We start from the raw sequence: 15543 nt of genomic DNA on the forward strand, positions 1-15543 counted from the left end.
CCCCTCTCCCCTTGAGGGAGAGGGTGCCTCGCGAAGCGAGGCGGGTGAGGGGCAGTTCAGCCAAGGGAAGCACCCATGACCATTATCGACCACGTCGGCCTAAAGGTCGCCGATTTCCCTCGCTCCCGCGACTTCTACACCGCCGCCTTGGGCGCCCTCGGCATCAAGCTGCTCGCCGAGTTCGAGTACGAGGGGGTGAAGTCCGCCGGCTATGGCGACGACGCCGGCCCCACCTTCTGGATCGGCACCGGCAAGCTGATCCGCAGCGGTGACTCCCATGTCGCCTTCGTCGCCCCCAGCCGGCCCGCCGTCGAGGCCTTCTACACCGTGGCGCTGGCCGCCGGTGGCCGCGACAATGGCCCGCCGGGGCTGCGTCCGCACTATGCTCCGGATTACTACGCCGCATTCGTGCTCGATCCAGATGGGAACAATGTCGAGGCCGTCTATGTCGGCCCAGAGGGAGGACGCCAATGAGCGCACTTGATCACGTAGCCATTTCGACTGCCGACTACCCGACCTCCCTGGCGTTCTACGAGAAGGCGCTGGCCCCGCTCGGCATCAAGACGCATATGAAATTCGAGGGCGAGGAGGGCAACGTCGCTGGCCTCGGCTCCGACCAGCCGTTCCTCTGGATCGGCGATGGCGGCAAGCTGACGGGCGGCCGGGTGCACCTGGCATTTCGCGCCGATACCCGGGCGGCGGTCGATGCGTTCTATGCCGCCGCGATCTCGGCCGGCGGCAAGGACAACGGCCCGCCGGGCATCCGCGCGCACTACCACGCCAACTACTATGCAGCCTTCGTCTACGATCCGGACGGGCACAACATCGAAGCCGTCTGCCATGCCCCAGAGTAAGTCGACCGGTGAGGCGCCCTTCACCGGCGGCTGCCAGTGCGGCGCCGTGCGCTTCAGCGTTGCTGCGCTGGGCGGCGCCGCGATCTGCCATTGCCGCATGTGCCAGAAGGCCTTTGGCGGGTTCTTCGGGCCGCTGGTCACCGGGCACCGGGTCACCTGGTCGCGCGGCGCCCCGGCCTGGTTCCAGAGCTCCAACCGGGCCCGCCGCGGCTTCTGCCGCGATTGCGGCACGCCGCTCGCCTATGACACCGGCGTCGACAGCCTGGAAATGGCCATCGGCGCCTTTGACGATCCCACCGTCGCGGCCCCGACCCGCCAGGTCAACGCCCACGGCAAACTCGCCTTCTTCGATGGCTTGACCGCGCTGCCCACCCGGCCGCTCGGCGCCGCGCCCGAGATCGACGCCTTCAATGCCGCGGTGGTCAGCCACCAGCACCCCGACCACGACACGGCCGAATGGCCGCCCAGACAAGGTTTCCCCGCGTGAGCGCCCTGCGTACCTACTATCCCGAGATCGAACCCTATGCCTCCGGCTACCTCGACGTCGGCAACGGGCACCGTGTCTATTGGGAGCGCGTCGGCACGCCGGGCGCCAAGCCGGCGGTGTTCCTCCACGGCGGCCCGGGCGGCGGCCTCAGCCCCAACCAGCGCCGGGTGTTCGACCCATCCCGCTACGACGTGCTGCTGTTCGATCAGCGCGGCTGCGGCAAATCCACGCCTTTTGCGGAACTCGAGCACAACACCACCTGGGACCTCGTTGCCGATATCGAGCGACTGCGCGAGATGGTGGGCGTCGAGCAATGGCTGGTGTTCGGCGGCTCGTGGGGCTCGACGCTGGCGCTGGCCTACGCCCAAAAGCACCCCGAGCGCGCCACCGAGCTGGTGCTGCGCGGCATCTTCACGCTCCGCCGCTGGGAACTGCTCTGGTACTACCAGCACGGCGCCTCACTGCTCTTCCCGGACAAGTGGGAGCGCTTCGTCGCGCCCATCCCGCCCGAGGAGCGGCACGACATGATGGCCGCCTATCGCCGCCGGCTCATCAGCCCCGATCGCGACATCCGGCTCGGCGCGGCGCGCGAATGGGCCCGCTGGGAAGGCGAGACCATCACGCTGCTGCCCGATCCGCAGGTCAGCGAAGCCTTCTACGGCGAGGAATACGCGCTCGCCTTTGCCCGGATTGAGAACCATTATTTCGTCCATGCCGGCTGGATGGACGAGGGCCAGTTGATCCGCGACGCCGGCAAGGTCCGCGACATCCCGGGCGTCATCGTCCAGGGCCGCTACGATGTCTGCTGCCCGCCGCAGACTGCGTGGGAGCTACACCAGGCCTGGCCGGAGGCGGAGTTCATCATGGTCGAAGGGCAGGGGCACGCGCTTGGCCAGCCGGGCATCCTCCATCATCTCATCGAAGCAACGGACCGGTTCGCAGGAGGCGGAATGTGAGCCAAGTGACGACGAGCCAAGTGACGACGAGCAACGACAGCTATCGTTTCCGCGAGTACTCGGGCGGCTGCCAGTGCGGCGCCGTGCGCTGGCACGCCACCGAACTGCGCGACAACCCGCATGTCTGCTACTGCCGCATGTGCCAGAAGGCGTCGGGCAACTTCTTCGCCGACCTCGTCGGCATCCGCCACGAGCACCTGACCTGGACCCGCGGCAAGCCGAGCGAGTTCAACAGCTCCGACGTTGCGGCCCGCGGCTTCTGTCGGGATTGTGGTACGCCGCTCTACTACCGCAGCCTCGGCGGTCCGCACGTGTCGATGACCATCGGTTCGTTCGACGAGCCGCATCTGATCCCGATCCGCTACCAGCTTGGCCTCGAAGGCCGGCATCCGGATTTCCCCCTGCTGCCCGGCGCTGAAGCAGTCGGCACCACCGAAGAAGCCGAGTCGCCCGACGACATCGCCGCCATCCGGGCGTCGAACCATCAGCACCCCGACCACGACACGACCGACTGGGTCCCGCGAGTAAGCCATGTCTGAAAGTCCGATGTCTCAAGTTCATCTGAGCGGTGGCTGCCAATGCGGCGCTGTCCGCTTCCGCGTCGATCAGCAGCCCGAGGGTGTGCATGTCTGCCACTGCCGCATGTGCCAGAAGGCCGTCGGCGGCCCGTTCGCGGTCATCTGCCCGGTCGACAAGGTGAACTTCCACGTCACCCGCGGCGAGATCAGCTGGTTCAAGAGCTCCGAGCTCGCCAACCGCGGCTTCTGCAAGAACTGCGGCACGCCGCTGATCTTCGACTACCCCTGGGCCCCGGACATCGGCATCCTCTCCGGCGCCTTCGACCAGCCGGACCGCGTGCCGCCCGTCGTGCAATACGGCAACGAGAGCCGCGTCAGCTGGTACGCCCACATTGCCGAGCTGCCGGGCGATACCGCGACCTATTCGGTCGACCCAGAAGGCCGGCTCGGGCGAATTAGTGCCTCCAACCGGCAACACCCCGACCACGACACGGCCGAATGGCCGCCCCGTAACTGAGTACCTCACGATGACTGCCCACAAGGAACGCCTCTACCTCTTCGACACCACGCTGCGTGACGGCGCGCAGACGGCCGGCATCGAGTTCTCGCTCGAGGACAAGATCTCGGTCACCGCGCTGCTCGAGCGCCTCGGCGTCGATTACATCGAGGGCGGCTACCCGGGCGCCAACGTCGTCGACGATCAGTTCTTCGCCGAAAGCCGCACCCGCGACGCCACCTTCACCGCCTTCGGCATGACCAAGCGGTTCGGCCGTTCGGTCGGCAACGATCCGGGCGTCCAGGCCATCCTCAATTCCGCCGCCGATGCCGCCTGCTTCGTCGGCAAGGCCTGGGACCACCAGGTGAAGGTAGCGCTCGAAATCACCCCCGAGCAGAACCTCGGCAACCTGCGCGAAACCGTCGAGGCCGGCGTTGCCGCAGGCAAGGAAGTGCTGGTCGATTGCGAGCACTTCTTCGATGGATACAAGGCCAACCGCCCCTACGCGCTGAGCTTCGTGAAAACCGCCCTCGACGCCGGCGCCCGCTGGATCGTGCTCTGCGACACCAATGGCGGCACCATGCCGTCCGAGATCGCCGACATCGTAGCCGAAGTGCTGAAGGTTGCTCCCGGCGATCACCTGGGCATCCACGCCCATGACGATACCGGCCAGGCCGTAGCCAATACGCTCGCCGCCGTCACTGCCGGCGTCCGCCAGATCCAGGGCACCCTCAACGGCATCGGCGAGCGCTGCGGCAACGCCAATCTCGTCACCCTCATCCCTACGCTGATGCTGAAGCCAGGCTTCGCCGATCGCTTCGAGACCGGCGTCACGCCCGAGCAGTTGAGCGACCTGACCTCGATCTCGCGCGCCTTCGACGACCTGCTGAACCGCGCCCCGGCGCGGCAGTCGCCCTATGTCGGCACCTCGGCTTTCGCCACCAAGGCCGGCATCCATGCCTCCGCCCTCGCCAAGGACGTCTCGAGCTACGAGCACGTGACCCCCGAGAGCGTCGGCAACGAGCGCTCGATCATGGTCAGCCAGCAGGCCGGCAAGTCGAACCTCCTCGCCGCGCTCAAGCGCCACGGCATCGAGCTCGCCAAGGACGACGCGCGCCTCGAGCGGCTGCTCCGCACCGTCAAGGAGCGCGAAGCCCGCGGCTATTCCTACGACGGCGCCGACGCCTCCTTCTTCATCCTCGCCCACGGCGTGCTCGGCACGCTCCCCGAGTTCTTCGACGTCGAGAGCTACCGCGCCAGCGTCGAGCGTCGCCACAACGCCCGGGGCGAGCAGGTCGTCGTCACCGAGGCGGTGGTGAAGATCCGCATCGGCGACGAACTGCTGATGTCGGTGGCTGAAGGCAACGGCCCGGTGAACGCGCTCGACCTTGCCATGCGCAAGGACCTGGGCGTGTTCTCGGCCCGTATCGCCGATCTCGAACTGGTCGATTTCAAGGTCCGTATCCTCGACGGCGGCACGGGCGCGGTCACCCGTGTGCTGGTCGAAAGCCGCGATGGCACCGGCGAGCGCTGGTATACAATCGGCGTCAACACCAACATCATCGACGCCTCATTTGAGGCGCTTTACGAGTCGATTACGTATAAATTGATGAAGTCAGAGGCAGCCTGAGACGCCGGAACGGTATGGGGCAGGTTGCCCCTATACTCCCGGAGGCCTCGCTGAGCCGGACCGACGATCGCCGCAACTTGCTCATCGCCCTCGGCGCCGCCGGGGTGACCTTGGCCGTCGCGCTCGGCGTCATCGGCATCCCCGCCGTCGATGCCTGTTCCGCCGATCCGCGCGGCGTCGTCACCTGCCTGCGCGACATGGCCGACCGCAAGTTCGATCTCCCGGGCACGGTGCCCGGGTCCTCGGCCGAGCAGGTTCCGGAGGCACCACCTGCGCTCAGCCCAGTGTCGGCGCCCGTGGCCGCTGTCGACCCGCAGCCCGCCATCCCGACCGAACCGCGGCCCTCCGTACCCGAACCGGTGCCCGCCGCTTCAGAGCCGCCCCCGACCGCGTCGAGCGAGGCCAGCATCGTCGAAACCACCGCCGCGGCGGAAGCCGACAGTGCCGCGCCGAGTGGCGTACCACCCGACAATCAGCCTGCGGCGTTTGAAATGGCTGTAGCGGCGGAAACCTCCGCCATCCCGGAAACTGCCCACGCGCCAGCCGCTACTGCCTACGATCCGCCGATGTGGAAGGCCGACCTCACCCCACCGCCGGGCTCGATCCCAGAGGCTCCCGAACCCGCGCCTGCATCGCCGGCGGTTGTGCCTACCCAGATCCCACCCTTCGCAGTCGCGCCACTGGGCATCGATCTGGCCAACACCGCGCCGGTCCAGACCCAGTCCGACGCAACGCCCGTCATCGCCGCGCCGCTGGTGCTGGCCCCGACCATTGACGCCATCGAACTCGATGGCGAGCAGAGCTTTGTCTCCGGCTCCGGTCCCGTCGGCGCATTGATGCGGCTCTACGCCGATGGCGAGCTGATCGGCGAGAGCCCCGTCGAGCAGGGCCGCTGGCTGGTCGAGGGCAGCAACCTGCTCGATAGCCCGCGCCGCGAACTGCGCATCGAAGCGATCGAACCCGAGACCGGCAAGCTGCTCGGCACCGCGGCTATCACGGTGGAGATCGAGTTGCCGCACGATCGCACGCCACCCGACGAGCAGCCCGCCGACCCCCCCGACCTCGGCAGTGGTGTCGCTCCAGCCGCTGGACCGGATCCGGTCGCGGAAGCCGTGGCCACGGCGCCGACGGTTCCGGCCGAGCCGGCCACTCCGTCAACCACGGTCGCACCGGAAGAAGTTGCCTCAACCTCCGAGCCCGCACCCCTTGCCGTACCAGAGCCGGCGCAACTGTCCGAGCCACCCCCCGCCCAGCCCGAACCGCCGCCCGTCACCCGTGATCCGCCGATCGAGGAAGCCATCGTCCTACCGGCTCCGTCAGAGCCCGAGCCGCTGCCCGAACTCTCCGCTGTAAACCCTCAGCGCGAGTCCGCCTCCGTCGACATCCTGCGCCCATCGGAGCTCCAGCCGACCACTCTGCCGCCGATCGACACCATCACGCACGAGCCGGCGACCATCACGCTCGACCCGCCCGATGCCCCCGCGCTGCTTGCGGACCTGGTGGTGCCGGCCCCAAAGCCCGCCGGCCAGCCGGTCACCGTGCTGCGCCTCCTGCCGTTCGGTGATCCCGATAGCGGCCGGTACAATGTCGGCAAGGCCATCATCCGCCGTGGTGACACGCTGTGGAGCCTCGCGCACCGCTATTACGGCCACGGCATCCACTACCGCACTATCTTCCACGCCAACCGCGACCTGATCCGCCGCCCCTCCCGCATCTTCCCCGGCCAGATCTTCGACCTGCCCTTGGTCACGGACGACTGAGGTTATCCCCCCCTGCGAAGTGGGGGAGGGGACCGGCGAAGCCGGTGGAGGGGCGGCCGCATACGCCATCGCCCGACCCCCATTCCCTGACAGCGCCCCGCCGCAAATCCCGTTCAACTGCCCAGTAGGGCAGGCTGTTTCGCCTTGCCTTGCCGCGGCCGATCTTTTATCGCTGAATGACGATGAACCCCATGCACGACGATGACATCGCCAATGTGATGCGGGCGCTCGGACACCCCGTCCGGCTCAACATCCTGCGCATCCTCGCCGCCCAGAGTGCGGGCGATTGCTGCTGCACCGATGTCACGCAGAATTTGTCGCTGGCGCAGTCCACCGTCAGCCAGCACATCAAGGTGCTGCTCGATGCCGGGCTGGTCGAGCGTCATCCCAAGGGCACGCGCAACTGCTACTCGCTCCGGGCCGATCGCCTCGCCGAGTTCGGCATCGCCTGCAACGGCCTGTTCTCGGGCCTCACCACCACCGATCTCCCGGTCAAAGAGCTCGCCTGATGTCTACTGCCGAAGAGGCAACCAAGCGCCCCACCGTTAGCGCGGAGGAGGGCGGCCTGCTCGCCACCGTCCGCAATCTCTGGGGCTACATGTGGCCCGAGGGCCGGCCGGACCTCAAGTTCCGCGTCATCCTCGCCATCGGCGCCCTGCTGGTGTCCAAGGTCGCCACCACGCTGATCCCTTTTGTCTACAAGGGCATCATCGACAGCCTCGATGGTTCGACGCCGGATGCTGGGTTGATCCTCGGGCTCGCCGTGCCCATCGTCCTCGTCGTCGCCTATGGGGTCGGCAACATCATCGACGCCGGCTTCCAGCAGCTGCGCGACGTGCTGTTCGCCTCGGTCGGCCAGCACGCGGTGCGCAAGCTCGCTCTGCAGACCTTCGAGCACCTGCACAAGCTGTCGCTGCGCTTCCACCTCGCCCGCCGCACCGGCGGCCTGAGCCGGGTGATTGAGCGCGGCACCAAGGGCATCGAGACCATCGTGCGCTTCACGATGCTCAACACCGCCCCCACGCTGGTCGAGTTCATCATCACCGGCGTGATCTTCATCGTCATGTTCGGCGTCAGCTACCTCAGCGTGCTTGTCGTCACCGTCTGGCTCTACCTGTGGTTCACCATCAAGGCCTCGAACTGGCGCATCTCGATCCGTCGCGACATGAACGACAGTGACACCGATGCCAACGGCAAGGCCATCGACAGCCTGCTCAACTTCGAGACGGTGAAGTACTTCGCCAACGAGAAGATGGAAGCCCGGCGCTTCGACGCCTCGATGGAAAAGTACGAGCGCTCCGCCATCCGCATCTGGACCTCGCTCGGGTTCCTGAACTTCGGCCAGGCGCTGATCTTCTACGCCGGCACCGTGGTCATCCTGGTCATGGCAGTGCTGGGCGTCATGAACCGCACCCTGACGCTGGGCGATTTCGTCCTGCTCAACACCTTCCTGATGCAGATCTACCGGCCGCTCAACTTCATCGGCTTCGTCTACCGCGAGATCCGCCAGGGCCTCACCGACATCGAAGAGATGTTCAAGCTGCTCGATCGCGCCCCCGAGATCCAGGACAAGCCCGGCGCCAAGCCGCTGGCCGTCACCGGCCCGGTGGTCAAGTTCGACGACGTGAAGTTCCACTACGATACCGATCGCCCGATCCTCAAGGGCATCAGCTTCGAGGTCCCGGCCGGCAAAACCATTGCGGTCGTCGGCCCGTCGGGCGCCGGCAAGTCGACCATCTCGCGGCTCCTCTATCGGTTCTACGATGTCATCGAGGGCAAGATCACCATCGACGGCCAGGACCTCCGCGACGTAACGCAGGAGAGCCTCCGCGCCGCCATCGGCATGGTCCCACAGGATACCGTGCTGTTCAACGACAGCATCGAATACAACATCCGCTACGGCCGCCCCGACGCCACCGATGCCGAGGTGAGGAAGGCCGCGGAGCAGGCACAGATCGGCCATTTCATCGAGTCGCTGCCCAAGGGTTACCAGACCCAGGTCGGCGAGCGTGGCCTCAAGCTGTCCGGTGGGGAGAAGCAGCGCGTCGCCATCGCCCGCACCATCCTCAAGGGTCCACCGATCCTCATCCTCGACGAGGCCACATCGGCGCTGGATTCGAAGACCGAGGAAGACATCAAGTCCGCCCTCGACGTGGTCTCGGCCAACCGCACCACGCTGGTGATCGCCCACCGACTCTCCACCGTCGTCAATGCCGACGAGATCATCGTCCTCCGCGACGGCCAGATCGCCGAACGCGGCACCCATTCGGGCCTCCTTGCCAGGCAGGGCCTCTACGCCCAGATGTGGAGCCGCCAGCGCGAGGCCTCCGAGGCCGAAGAACTCGCCCGCCGCGCGGCCAACGACCCAGAGGGCTTCGTCAAACGCGGGCTTCCAGCAGCGGAGTAGGCCGTCGCATTGCGGCTGTGGCCATTCCCACCCCATGCCGGGTGGAGATGGCCAGTCGCTCCGACTTCAGAGCCCGCATGCAACCCACCCCTTGACCAATTCGTTGCGCCCGACCATCACAGCGTCGGCCAATGACCTCAGCACCATCCCGCAACGCCTCGCTCGACGCGCTCCGCGTCCTCAGCCTCCTCGGCATCGTGACGCTCCACGTCGCGGGCGGCGGCTTCTCCGACGACAAGCCGCTCGGCTTCGTGCTCGATGAACTGAGCCGCTTCGCCGTACCGGTCTTCTTCCTGATGTCGGCCTACTTCTGGAAAGACGCCGACCTCGCGCGCCCTCTCAAGCTCGTCGGCCGCGTCGCCTGGCGCGTCCTCCCGGCCTTTGCGGCGATTCTCGCTTTGACCGTCGTCCTTCGCCTCCTCGACAATCCCGGCCGGCCCGGCTTCGAGCTCTCGCCATGGGGGGTGACGCTCCTCATCTGGAGCGGCGGTCCGGCATTCCACCTGTGGTTCCTGCCCGCGCTGGTCCTCGGCACGGCCGTCGTCGCGACACTGCTGAAGTTCATCGGCCTGCGCTGGACCATCGCCGCGACGCTGCTGCTCTATGCAGCGGGGACCGTCATCGGCGCTTATTCCAAACCGCTGTTCGGCCACGGCTTCCCGTTCTGGATGGATCGCAACGGCCTGTTCTTCGCACCGGTTTTCCTCGTCGCCGGCATCGTCCTCCGCCGCCGCCGCGACGACCTGCAGAGCCTGCCTATCGCCGCCCTCGTGTTGGCGGCGCTCGCCTTCGCCGCCCTTCATGTTGCAGAGGGCTACTTCATCGTCGGCCGCTACGCGCTGGGCCACGACTACTCCCTCGCCACCCTCGGCTACGCCCTCTCCGTCGCCATCCTGTTCATGCGCCTCGAGCTGAAGAGCCCGCTCTGGTCCACCCTCGGCCAGGCCACCTTCGGCGCCTACCTCATCCACCTGCTGGTACTGAAAGTTCTAGCCTCCGACCTCGGCCTCGGCCGCTATTCCTGGCTGATGATCGCGCTGGGCTTCGGGGTGAGCCTGGGCCTGACCGTAGCCTTTCGCGCCGTCCGCTCGGCTCTCGGGAGCCGCCCGGCAAGGGCCTAGAGTGTAACCCCCAAAAACGAAAGGCCCGGATCGCTCCGGGCCTTTCCAATTCGTATCTGCCTTTCGGCTATTCGGCCGCCTGGCGGCTGACCACCGTGACGCCGTCCTGCTCGGTTTCCACCAGGCCCGAACCTTCGGTCTTGATGAAGCGCTTCGAGCTGTCGATGTCGGCCGGGATCTCGACCGTCTCGCCTTCCGGTGTCACCGCGACGTGCTTGCGGCCGCCGAAGATTGCCCGGAACGGCCATGCGAGGACGTTCCAGATCGCTCCGAAGATCGAGCCGACCAGCTGGCCGAGCCAACCGTTCCTGATCACGCTCGGCGCGGTGATCATCACCGGCACCATCACCAGCGTCAGCGCGGTCGAGACGAACAGGCCCGAAACCAGTGCTGCCGACAGGTGCGTGAACCACGAACCGGCAAGGCCGCCCGACACGATTTCGCGCCGGATGAAGTCGAACTCGACGTTCACCGCCATCGGGATCACGCCCAGCGCCGTCACCGTTGCGGTGAGCAGCACTGGCCGCACGCGCTGCGCGGCGGTGATCAGCATCGCCTTGGTCGGCTCCACCCCGTCACCACGGTTGTAGTGGTTGTAGGTGTCGATCAGCACGATGCCGTTCTTCACCACGATGCCTGCCAGCGCCACGATACCGAGGCCGGTCATGATCGCCGAGAAGCTCATCCCGGTGACCACCATACCCAGCATCACGCCCGCCAGCGACATGACCACCGTCGAGAGCGTCACCAGCACCTGGTAGAAGCTGTTGTACTCGAGCAGCAGCACCAGGAAGATGATGAACAGCGCTGCAGCCAGCGCCTGCATGATGAACGCGTTGGTGTCGCCGATCTGCTCGTCGGCACCGCCGAACTTCACCGTCGTCGTCGCCGGGATGTCCTGCGTCTTCACCCACTCCTTGAGCTGGGCGATCTTGGCGTCCGCCGCGATGCCCGGGTTCAGGTTGGCAGCCACGCCCATGACATAGAGGCCATTCTTACGGCTGATATTGGCGACCTTCGGCACCGCCTCGCGCTTGATGAAGTTCGAGACCGGCACAAGGCCCTGTTCGGTCACGATCCTCAGCGAGTCGAGGCTGTCGAAGCTGCGCTCGTCGAGCGGCAGGCGCACGCGGATATCGAGTTCGTCGTCCGCATCGTCAGGCCGGTACGAGCCGAGCTTCACGCCCGACGTCACCAACTGCACGTAGGGGCTGAGCTCACGCACGCCGATGCCGTACTTGGCCGCAGCGGCGCGATCGATCGTCACTTCCCAGTCGATACCGGGGGAGGGGCGGCCGTCTTCCACGTCGATGGTGTCGCCGAGATCGTTCTCGACGTAGTTGCGCAGCTTCGTCACCACCGGTGCCAGGTCGGCATAGTTGGTGCTCTGGACCGTCAGGTTGATCGCCTTGCCGGCCGGCGGACCGTTCTCCTGCGCCGCGATCTGCACTTCGAGGCCTGAGATGCCCTTCACCCGCTCACGGATGCTCTGGAAGATCTCCTCGGCCTTGACGCGTTCGTTCCACGGCTGCAGCTGCAGGTTGAACTGCCCGATGGTGTCCGGCGGACCGCCGCTCGAGAAGCCGTCGCCGCCACCGCCCGAGAAGGTCATGATCGAGTCCTGCACACCCTGCACCTGCAGGATCTGCGTCTCGACCTCGGCCAGTAGGTCGCGGACCTGGACGGGCGAGTAGTTGCCGCGAGCGATCACGTTGACGGTGCCGAACTCGGCCTCGGAAGCCGGGAAGGCTTCCATGCCGGTTGGGTTGGCGATGTAGGTGTAGAACATCAGGCCAACGATCGTGAAGCCGCCGAGCAGCGTCAGGATCGGGTGCCGGATCAGGTGCTGCAGCGTGCGCACATAGACGCCCGTCGGCCCCTTCACCTTCTTGGTGTCGAACTTGTCCGGATACATCACGACGTCCGCGGCTTCCTTGGCCTTGGCGTCGACATGGGTCGAGGCGATGATCGCACCGATCACCGGCATGAACACCAGCGCCGAAAGCAGCGAGGCGCACATCACCACGATCACGATGATCGGCAGGTAGCTCATGAACTTGCCGATGATGCCCGGCCAGAACAGCAGCGGCACGAACGCGCCCAGCGTCGTGAAGGTGGCCGAAACCACCGGCACGAACATCTTGCGTGCCGCGAGGATGAATGCCTCCTTCTTCGAGACACCCTCCTGCAGCTTTCGTTCTGCGTATTCCACCACGACGATTGGATCGTCGACGAGCACGCCCACCGCGAGCACCAGGCCGAACATGATCATCATGTTGATGGTCATGCCGAGCATCTGCACGATCAGGAACGCGATCATGAACGAGATCGGGATCGAAGTACCGATCATGAGCGCTGGGCGCACGCCGAGCGTCGCGACGCACGTCACCATCACCAGGGCCACAGCGGTCAGCACCGCCGCTTCGAGCGAGCGGAACAGGTTCTTGGTCTGGTCCGCCTGGTCGATCAGGAAGCTGTGCTGGATGCCGGTCGGCCAATCCTTGGTGAACGCGGTCGTCACGCTGCGGACCTGGTCGGAAACGTCGATGACGTTCGTTCCGAGTTCCTTGATGACGCCCAGGGTGATGGCCGGCTGGCCGTTCACATGGGCGAACTGCGTAGCGTCCTGGAAGGTGCGGGTGATCGTCGCAACGTCGCCGAAGGTGACGACGGTATTGCCGTCGGTCTTGATCGGCAGCGAATAGACGTCCTGCGCGTTGGTGATGAGGCCCGGCACCTCGACGTTGAACGAACCACGGCCGGTATCGAGCGTACCGCCCGGCACCACCATGTTGTTCTTGGCGAGCGCATCGAGCAGCTGGCCGGCCGTGAGGTTGAACGCCTCGAGCCGGTTCATGTCGATGGTCACGGCCAGCATCTCGTCGCGCGAACCGGAAATGGTCACGCTCTGCACGGTCGGGATATCTTCGAGTGCTTCCTTGAGGTCCTTGGACCGTTGCACCAGAGTGCGTTCCGGCACGTCGCCGTAGAGCGCCACCGAGATCGAGGGCTGGTTGGTGAACGAGATCTCGGTCACCGACGGCACCGTCGCATCGTCCGGCAGGTCGCCGGCGACGCCGTCGAGCTTGGCGCGGATGTCGGCCAGCGCTTTGTCGCTGTTGGCATTCACGTTGAACTCGAGGAACACCGAGGCGTGACCGGTGGTCGCGGTCGAGGTGTAGTTCTCGAGCCCGTCAATGTCCTTGACGCGATCCTCGATGGGCTTGGCCAGGAGGCGCTCCGCATCGCGCGGCGACACGCCGGTCTGGCTGGTCGACACGTAGAAATACGGAATGTCGATTGCCGGGAAGCTCTCCTTGGGCAACGACACGTAGGCGCTGAAGCCGGCAAACAGCAACAGCACCATCACCGTCAACACGACCCGCGGCATGCGCAGGACGCGTTCGAGGAAATTCATCATGACTGCACCCCTTCAGCAGCGGCTTCGGCCTCGCTCGAAGCCGGCGTCCCCGTAACGTTGGTCGCGTCGACCTTTTGGCCCGGCACGACGAATTCCTGGCCCACGGTGATGACGTCCACCGTCGGCGGCAGCCCGGTCACCCAGACGCCCTGGCGGGAGTCCGAGATAATCGTCACGGGATAGAACTCGACGACGCCGTCCTTGACGGCCCGCACCCCAAGTGCGCCGTCGTCATCGAGCGTCAGCACCGACTGCGGCAGCAGATGCGCCGGAACGGTGCCCAGATTGACCGTCGCCGTGGCGGTGATGCCCGAGAGCACCTTGCCGTCCTTGTTCGGCAATTCGATCTCGATCGGGAACGACCGGGTCGCCTCGTCAGCAAGAGACGCGATGAAGCTCACCTTGCCCTCGACCGTCTGGCCGGTGACGGTCGTCACCGCAGCCGGCAGGCCCAGTTCGGCGCGGGCGATCCGCGATTCCGGTACGTTGGTGATGAACAGCATCGGATCGAGCTCCACCACCGTCGCACATGCCTGGCCGGGGCTCAGCACGCTGCCCACGGTAGCCATCGGGTCCTGCACGATGCCGGACACCTTGGTGGTCACCTTGGCGCGGTCGAACTCGAGCCGGGCCTGGTCGAACGCGGTCTGCGCCTGGCGCAGCGTCGCTTCCGAGGCGATACCGGTGTTGGCGGCGGCCAACCCCTTGTCGCGCAGCGCCTTGTTGGAGTCGTAGGCGGTCTGTGCCTGGGCCAGCGCGGCCTCGGCCTGCGCCACCGCAGCGGCACGGGTGCCTTCGTCGAGGGTGCACATCAGGTCGCCCGGCTTCACCAGCTGACCCTTGGTCACGTTCACCGCAGTGACGATGCCGCTGGTCTCGGGGGTGATCGTCGCGGTCGACTTGGCCTTGGTCCGGCCGCGCAGCGGCACGTCCAGCGGCATCGGCTGAACCTTGTAGGTCTCGGTCCGCACTGAGCGCACCGTGCCCTCGCCGCCATTGTTCTCGGCGACGCGCTCGGCGATGGTCAGGTGCGGGTCGATCCCGCCCGCCTCGGACTCATGCTCGGCAGCCGTAGCGCTGCTGTGCAGGAATGGAATGATCGGCCGTTCGCCGTTGCCCGGGCCGTTGCCCCCGGCCACAAATACGCCGCTGCCGAGCCACAGGGCTCCAGCTATGACGATGGCGCCGGCAACGCCGTAAGAAATGATTGCTCGCATAATCTGAAAGTCCCTCTATTCCGCCGCAGCGGCATCGTCCCGATCCGGACGCGCCAGCGCTATCAGTTCGGCCCCATGTGCCTCGATGTAATCACGGGCCGCTTGCATACAAGTGCGCCCATAATCGATGACCCAGGCGTCACCGGGGTGGTTGTGTTGTTGCTTGAGCCGGTCGAAGTCTTTGAGCGTTGCGTCGACCTCGACGATTCGCTCGTTCAGACGCTGCTCGACCAGCGATTGGGGAAGCTCGGAGGCGAAGCGCAGGAACAGCAGAAATTCGCTGCGGAACTCGTCCTCGCCAAGCTTTTCGAATAGTGACTGGATGAAGGCCGAACGGCCCGCTGTTGTGATCGAGTAGATCTTCTTGGCGGGCTTGCCGTCCTGTTGCTCGACACGCGAAGTGACTAGCTGTTCCTGTTCCAGCTTGGCCAAAGCCGGATAGATCGAGCCATAGCTGGCGTCGATGAAATACGAATACTCCCCTTCAACGGAGAGCTTCCTGATCTCATATCCAGTAGCTTCGCCATCATAGAGGATGGCAAGGCAGATGGTTCTGACGTTCATGGCTTCCTATCCGGCTGGCATATAACGGACCAGCATATGCCGGGCCTATATATGGAGCCGCGAGAAAGCGCAACAAGGGGTGAAGTACGGGCTGCCATGCATTTTCTTCATG

General features: G+C 65.9%; 14 protein-coding genes. 11 read left to right on the top strand and 3 right to left on the bottom strand.

All coding sequences use genetic code 11. The annotated features are described in order from the left end of the window. The first annotated feature begins 81 nt into the window (after positions 1–81). The 11 genes from AC1DV8_RS09915 (at position 82) to AC1DV8_RS09965 (ending at position 10229) form a co-directional block, all read left to right on the top strand. Positions 82–474 carry a VOC family protein gene (locus tag AC1DV8_RS09915; RefSeq protein WP_477157380.1) on the top strand — a complete coding sequence of 131 codons (393 nt, stop codon included), beginning with the start codon at positions 82–84 and terminating at the stop codon, positions 472–474. After that, positions 471–854: a VOC family protein gene (locus AC1DV8_RS09920; RefSeq protein WP_477150306.1), complete on the top strand. Its 384-nt coding sequence runs from the start codon at positions 471–473 to the stop codon at positions 852–854. Before AC1DV8_RS09915 ends, AC1DV8_RS09920 begins: the two co-directional genes overlap by 4 nt. Beyond that, on the top strand, positions 841–1341 hold the full coding sequence (locus AC1DV8_RS09925) for a GFA family protein (protein ID WP_477150307.1): 501 nt from the start codon (positions 841–843) through the stop codon (positions 1339–1341). Before AC1DV8_RS09920 ends, AC1DV8_RS09925 begins: the two co-directional genes overlap by 14 nt. Beyond that, the gene (pip, locus tag AC1DV8_RS09930; protein WP_477157343.1) at positions 1338–2297 is read left to right on the top strand and encodes a prolyl aminopeptidase; all 960 of its coding nucleotides are present in this window, start codon (positions 1338–1340) and stop codon (positions 2295–2297) included. Before AC1DV8_RS09925 ends, pip begins: the two co-directional genes overlap by 4 nt. Further along, positions 2294–2836, top strand: a complete 543-nt coding sequence (locus tag AC1DV8_RS09935) for a GFA family protein (RefSeq protein ID WP_477150309.1) — start codon at positions 2294–2296, stop codon at positions 2834–2836. The genes pip and AC1DV8_RS09935 overlap by 4 nt, the downstream gene beginning before the upstream one ends. 7 nt (positions 2837–2843) lie before the next feature. Beyond that, positions 2844–3332 (top strand): GFA family protein, encoded by a 489-nt coding sequence (locus AC1DV8_RS09940; RefSeq protein ID WP_477157344.1) that lies wholly within the window; start codon positions 2844–2846, stop codon positions 3330–3332. 10 nt (positions 3333–3342) lie between these two features. Then, positions 3343–4941, top strand: coding sequence for a citramalate synthase (cimA, locus tag AC1DV8_RS09945; RefSeq protein WP_477150311.1), 1599 nt, complete (start codon positions 3343–3345; stop codon positions 4939–4941). A 77-nt stretch (positions 4942–5018) separates the two neighbouring features. Further along, the gene (locus AC1DV8_RS09950) at positions 5019–6701 is read left to right on the top strand and encodes a LysM peptidoglycan-binding domain-containing protein (protein ID WP_477157345.1); all 1683 of its coding nucleotides are present in this window, start codon (positions 5019–5021) and stop codon (positions 6699–6701) included. 191 nt (positions 6702–6892) lie between these two features. Then, positions 6893–7210: an ArsR/SmtB family transcription factor gene (locus AC1DV8_RS09955; protein WP_477150313.1), complete on the top strand. Its 318-nt coding sequence runs from the start codon at positions 6893–6895 to the stop codon at positions 7208–7210. Then, entirely contained in the window at positions 7210–9108 is a 1899-nt protein-coding gene (locus AC1DV8_RS09960) for an ABCB family ABC transporter ATP-binding protein/permease (RefSeq protein ID WP_477157346.1), read from the top strand. Before AC1DV8_RS09955 ends, AC1DV8_RS09960 begins: the two co-directional genes overlap by 1 nt. Before the next feature lie 131 nt (positions 9109–9239). Beyond that, positions 9240–10229 carry an acyltransferase gene (locus AC1DV8_RS09965; RefSeq protein ID WP_477157347.1) on the top strand — a complete coding sequence of 330 codons (990 nt, stop codon included), beginning with the start codon at positions 9240–9242 and terminating at the stop codon, positions 10227–10229. A 67-nt stretch (positions 10230–10296) separates the two neighbouring features. Here AC1DV8_RS09965 and AC1DV8_RS09970 read toward each other — a convergent pair whose 3' ends face one another. The 3 genes from AC1DV8_RS09970 to AC1DV8_RS09980 are packed head-to-tail and all read right to left on the bottom strand — an operon-like array spanning position 10297 to position 15431. Then, positions 10297–13650, bottom strand: coding sequence for an efflux RND transporter permease subunit (locus AC1DV8_RS09970; protein ID WP_477157348.1), 3354 nt, complete (start codon positions 13648–13650; stop codon positions 10297–10299). Then, positions 13647–14867, bottom strand: a complete 1221-nt coding sequence (locus AC1DV8_RS09975; RefSeq protein ID WP_477150317.1) for an efflux RND transporter periplasmic adaptor subunit — start codon at positions 14865–14867, stop codon at positions 13647–13649. The genes AC1DV8_RS09970 and AC1DV8_RS09975 overlap by 4 nt, the downstream gene beginning before the upstream one ends. Positions 14868–14882: 15 nt before the next feature. Continuing rightward, positions 14883–15431, bottom strand: coding sequence for a PadR family transcriptional regulator (locus tag AC1DV8_RS09980; protein WP_477150318.1), 549 nt, complete (start codon positions 15429–15431; stop codon positions 14883–14885). Positions 15432–15543 lie beyond the last annotated feature (112 nt).

It is taken from the genome of Devosia sp. P3_B2, from assembly GCF_056402875.1.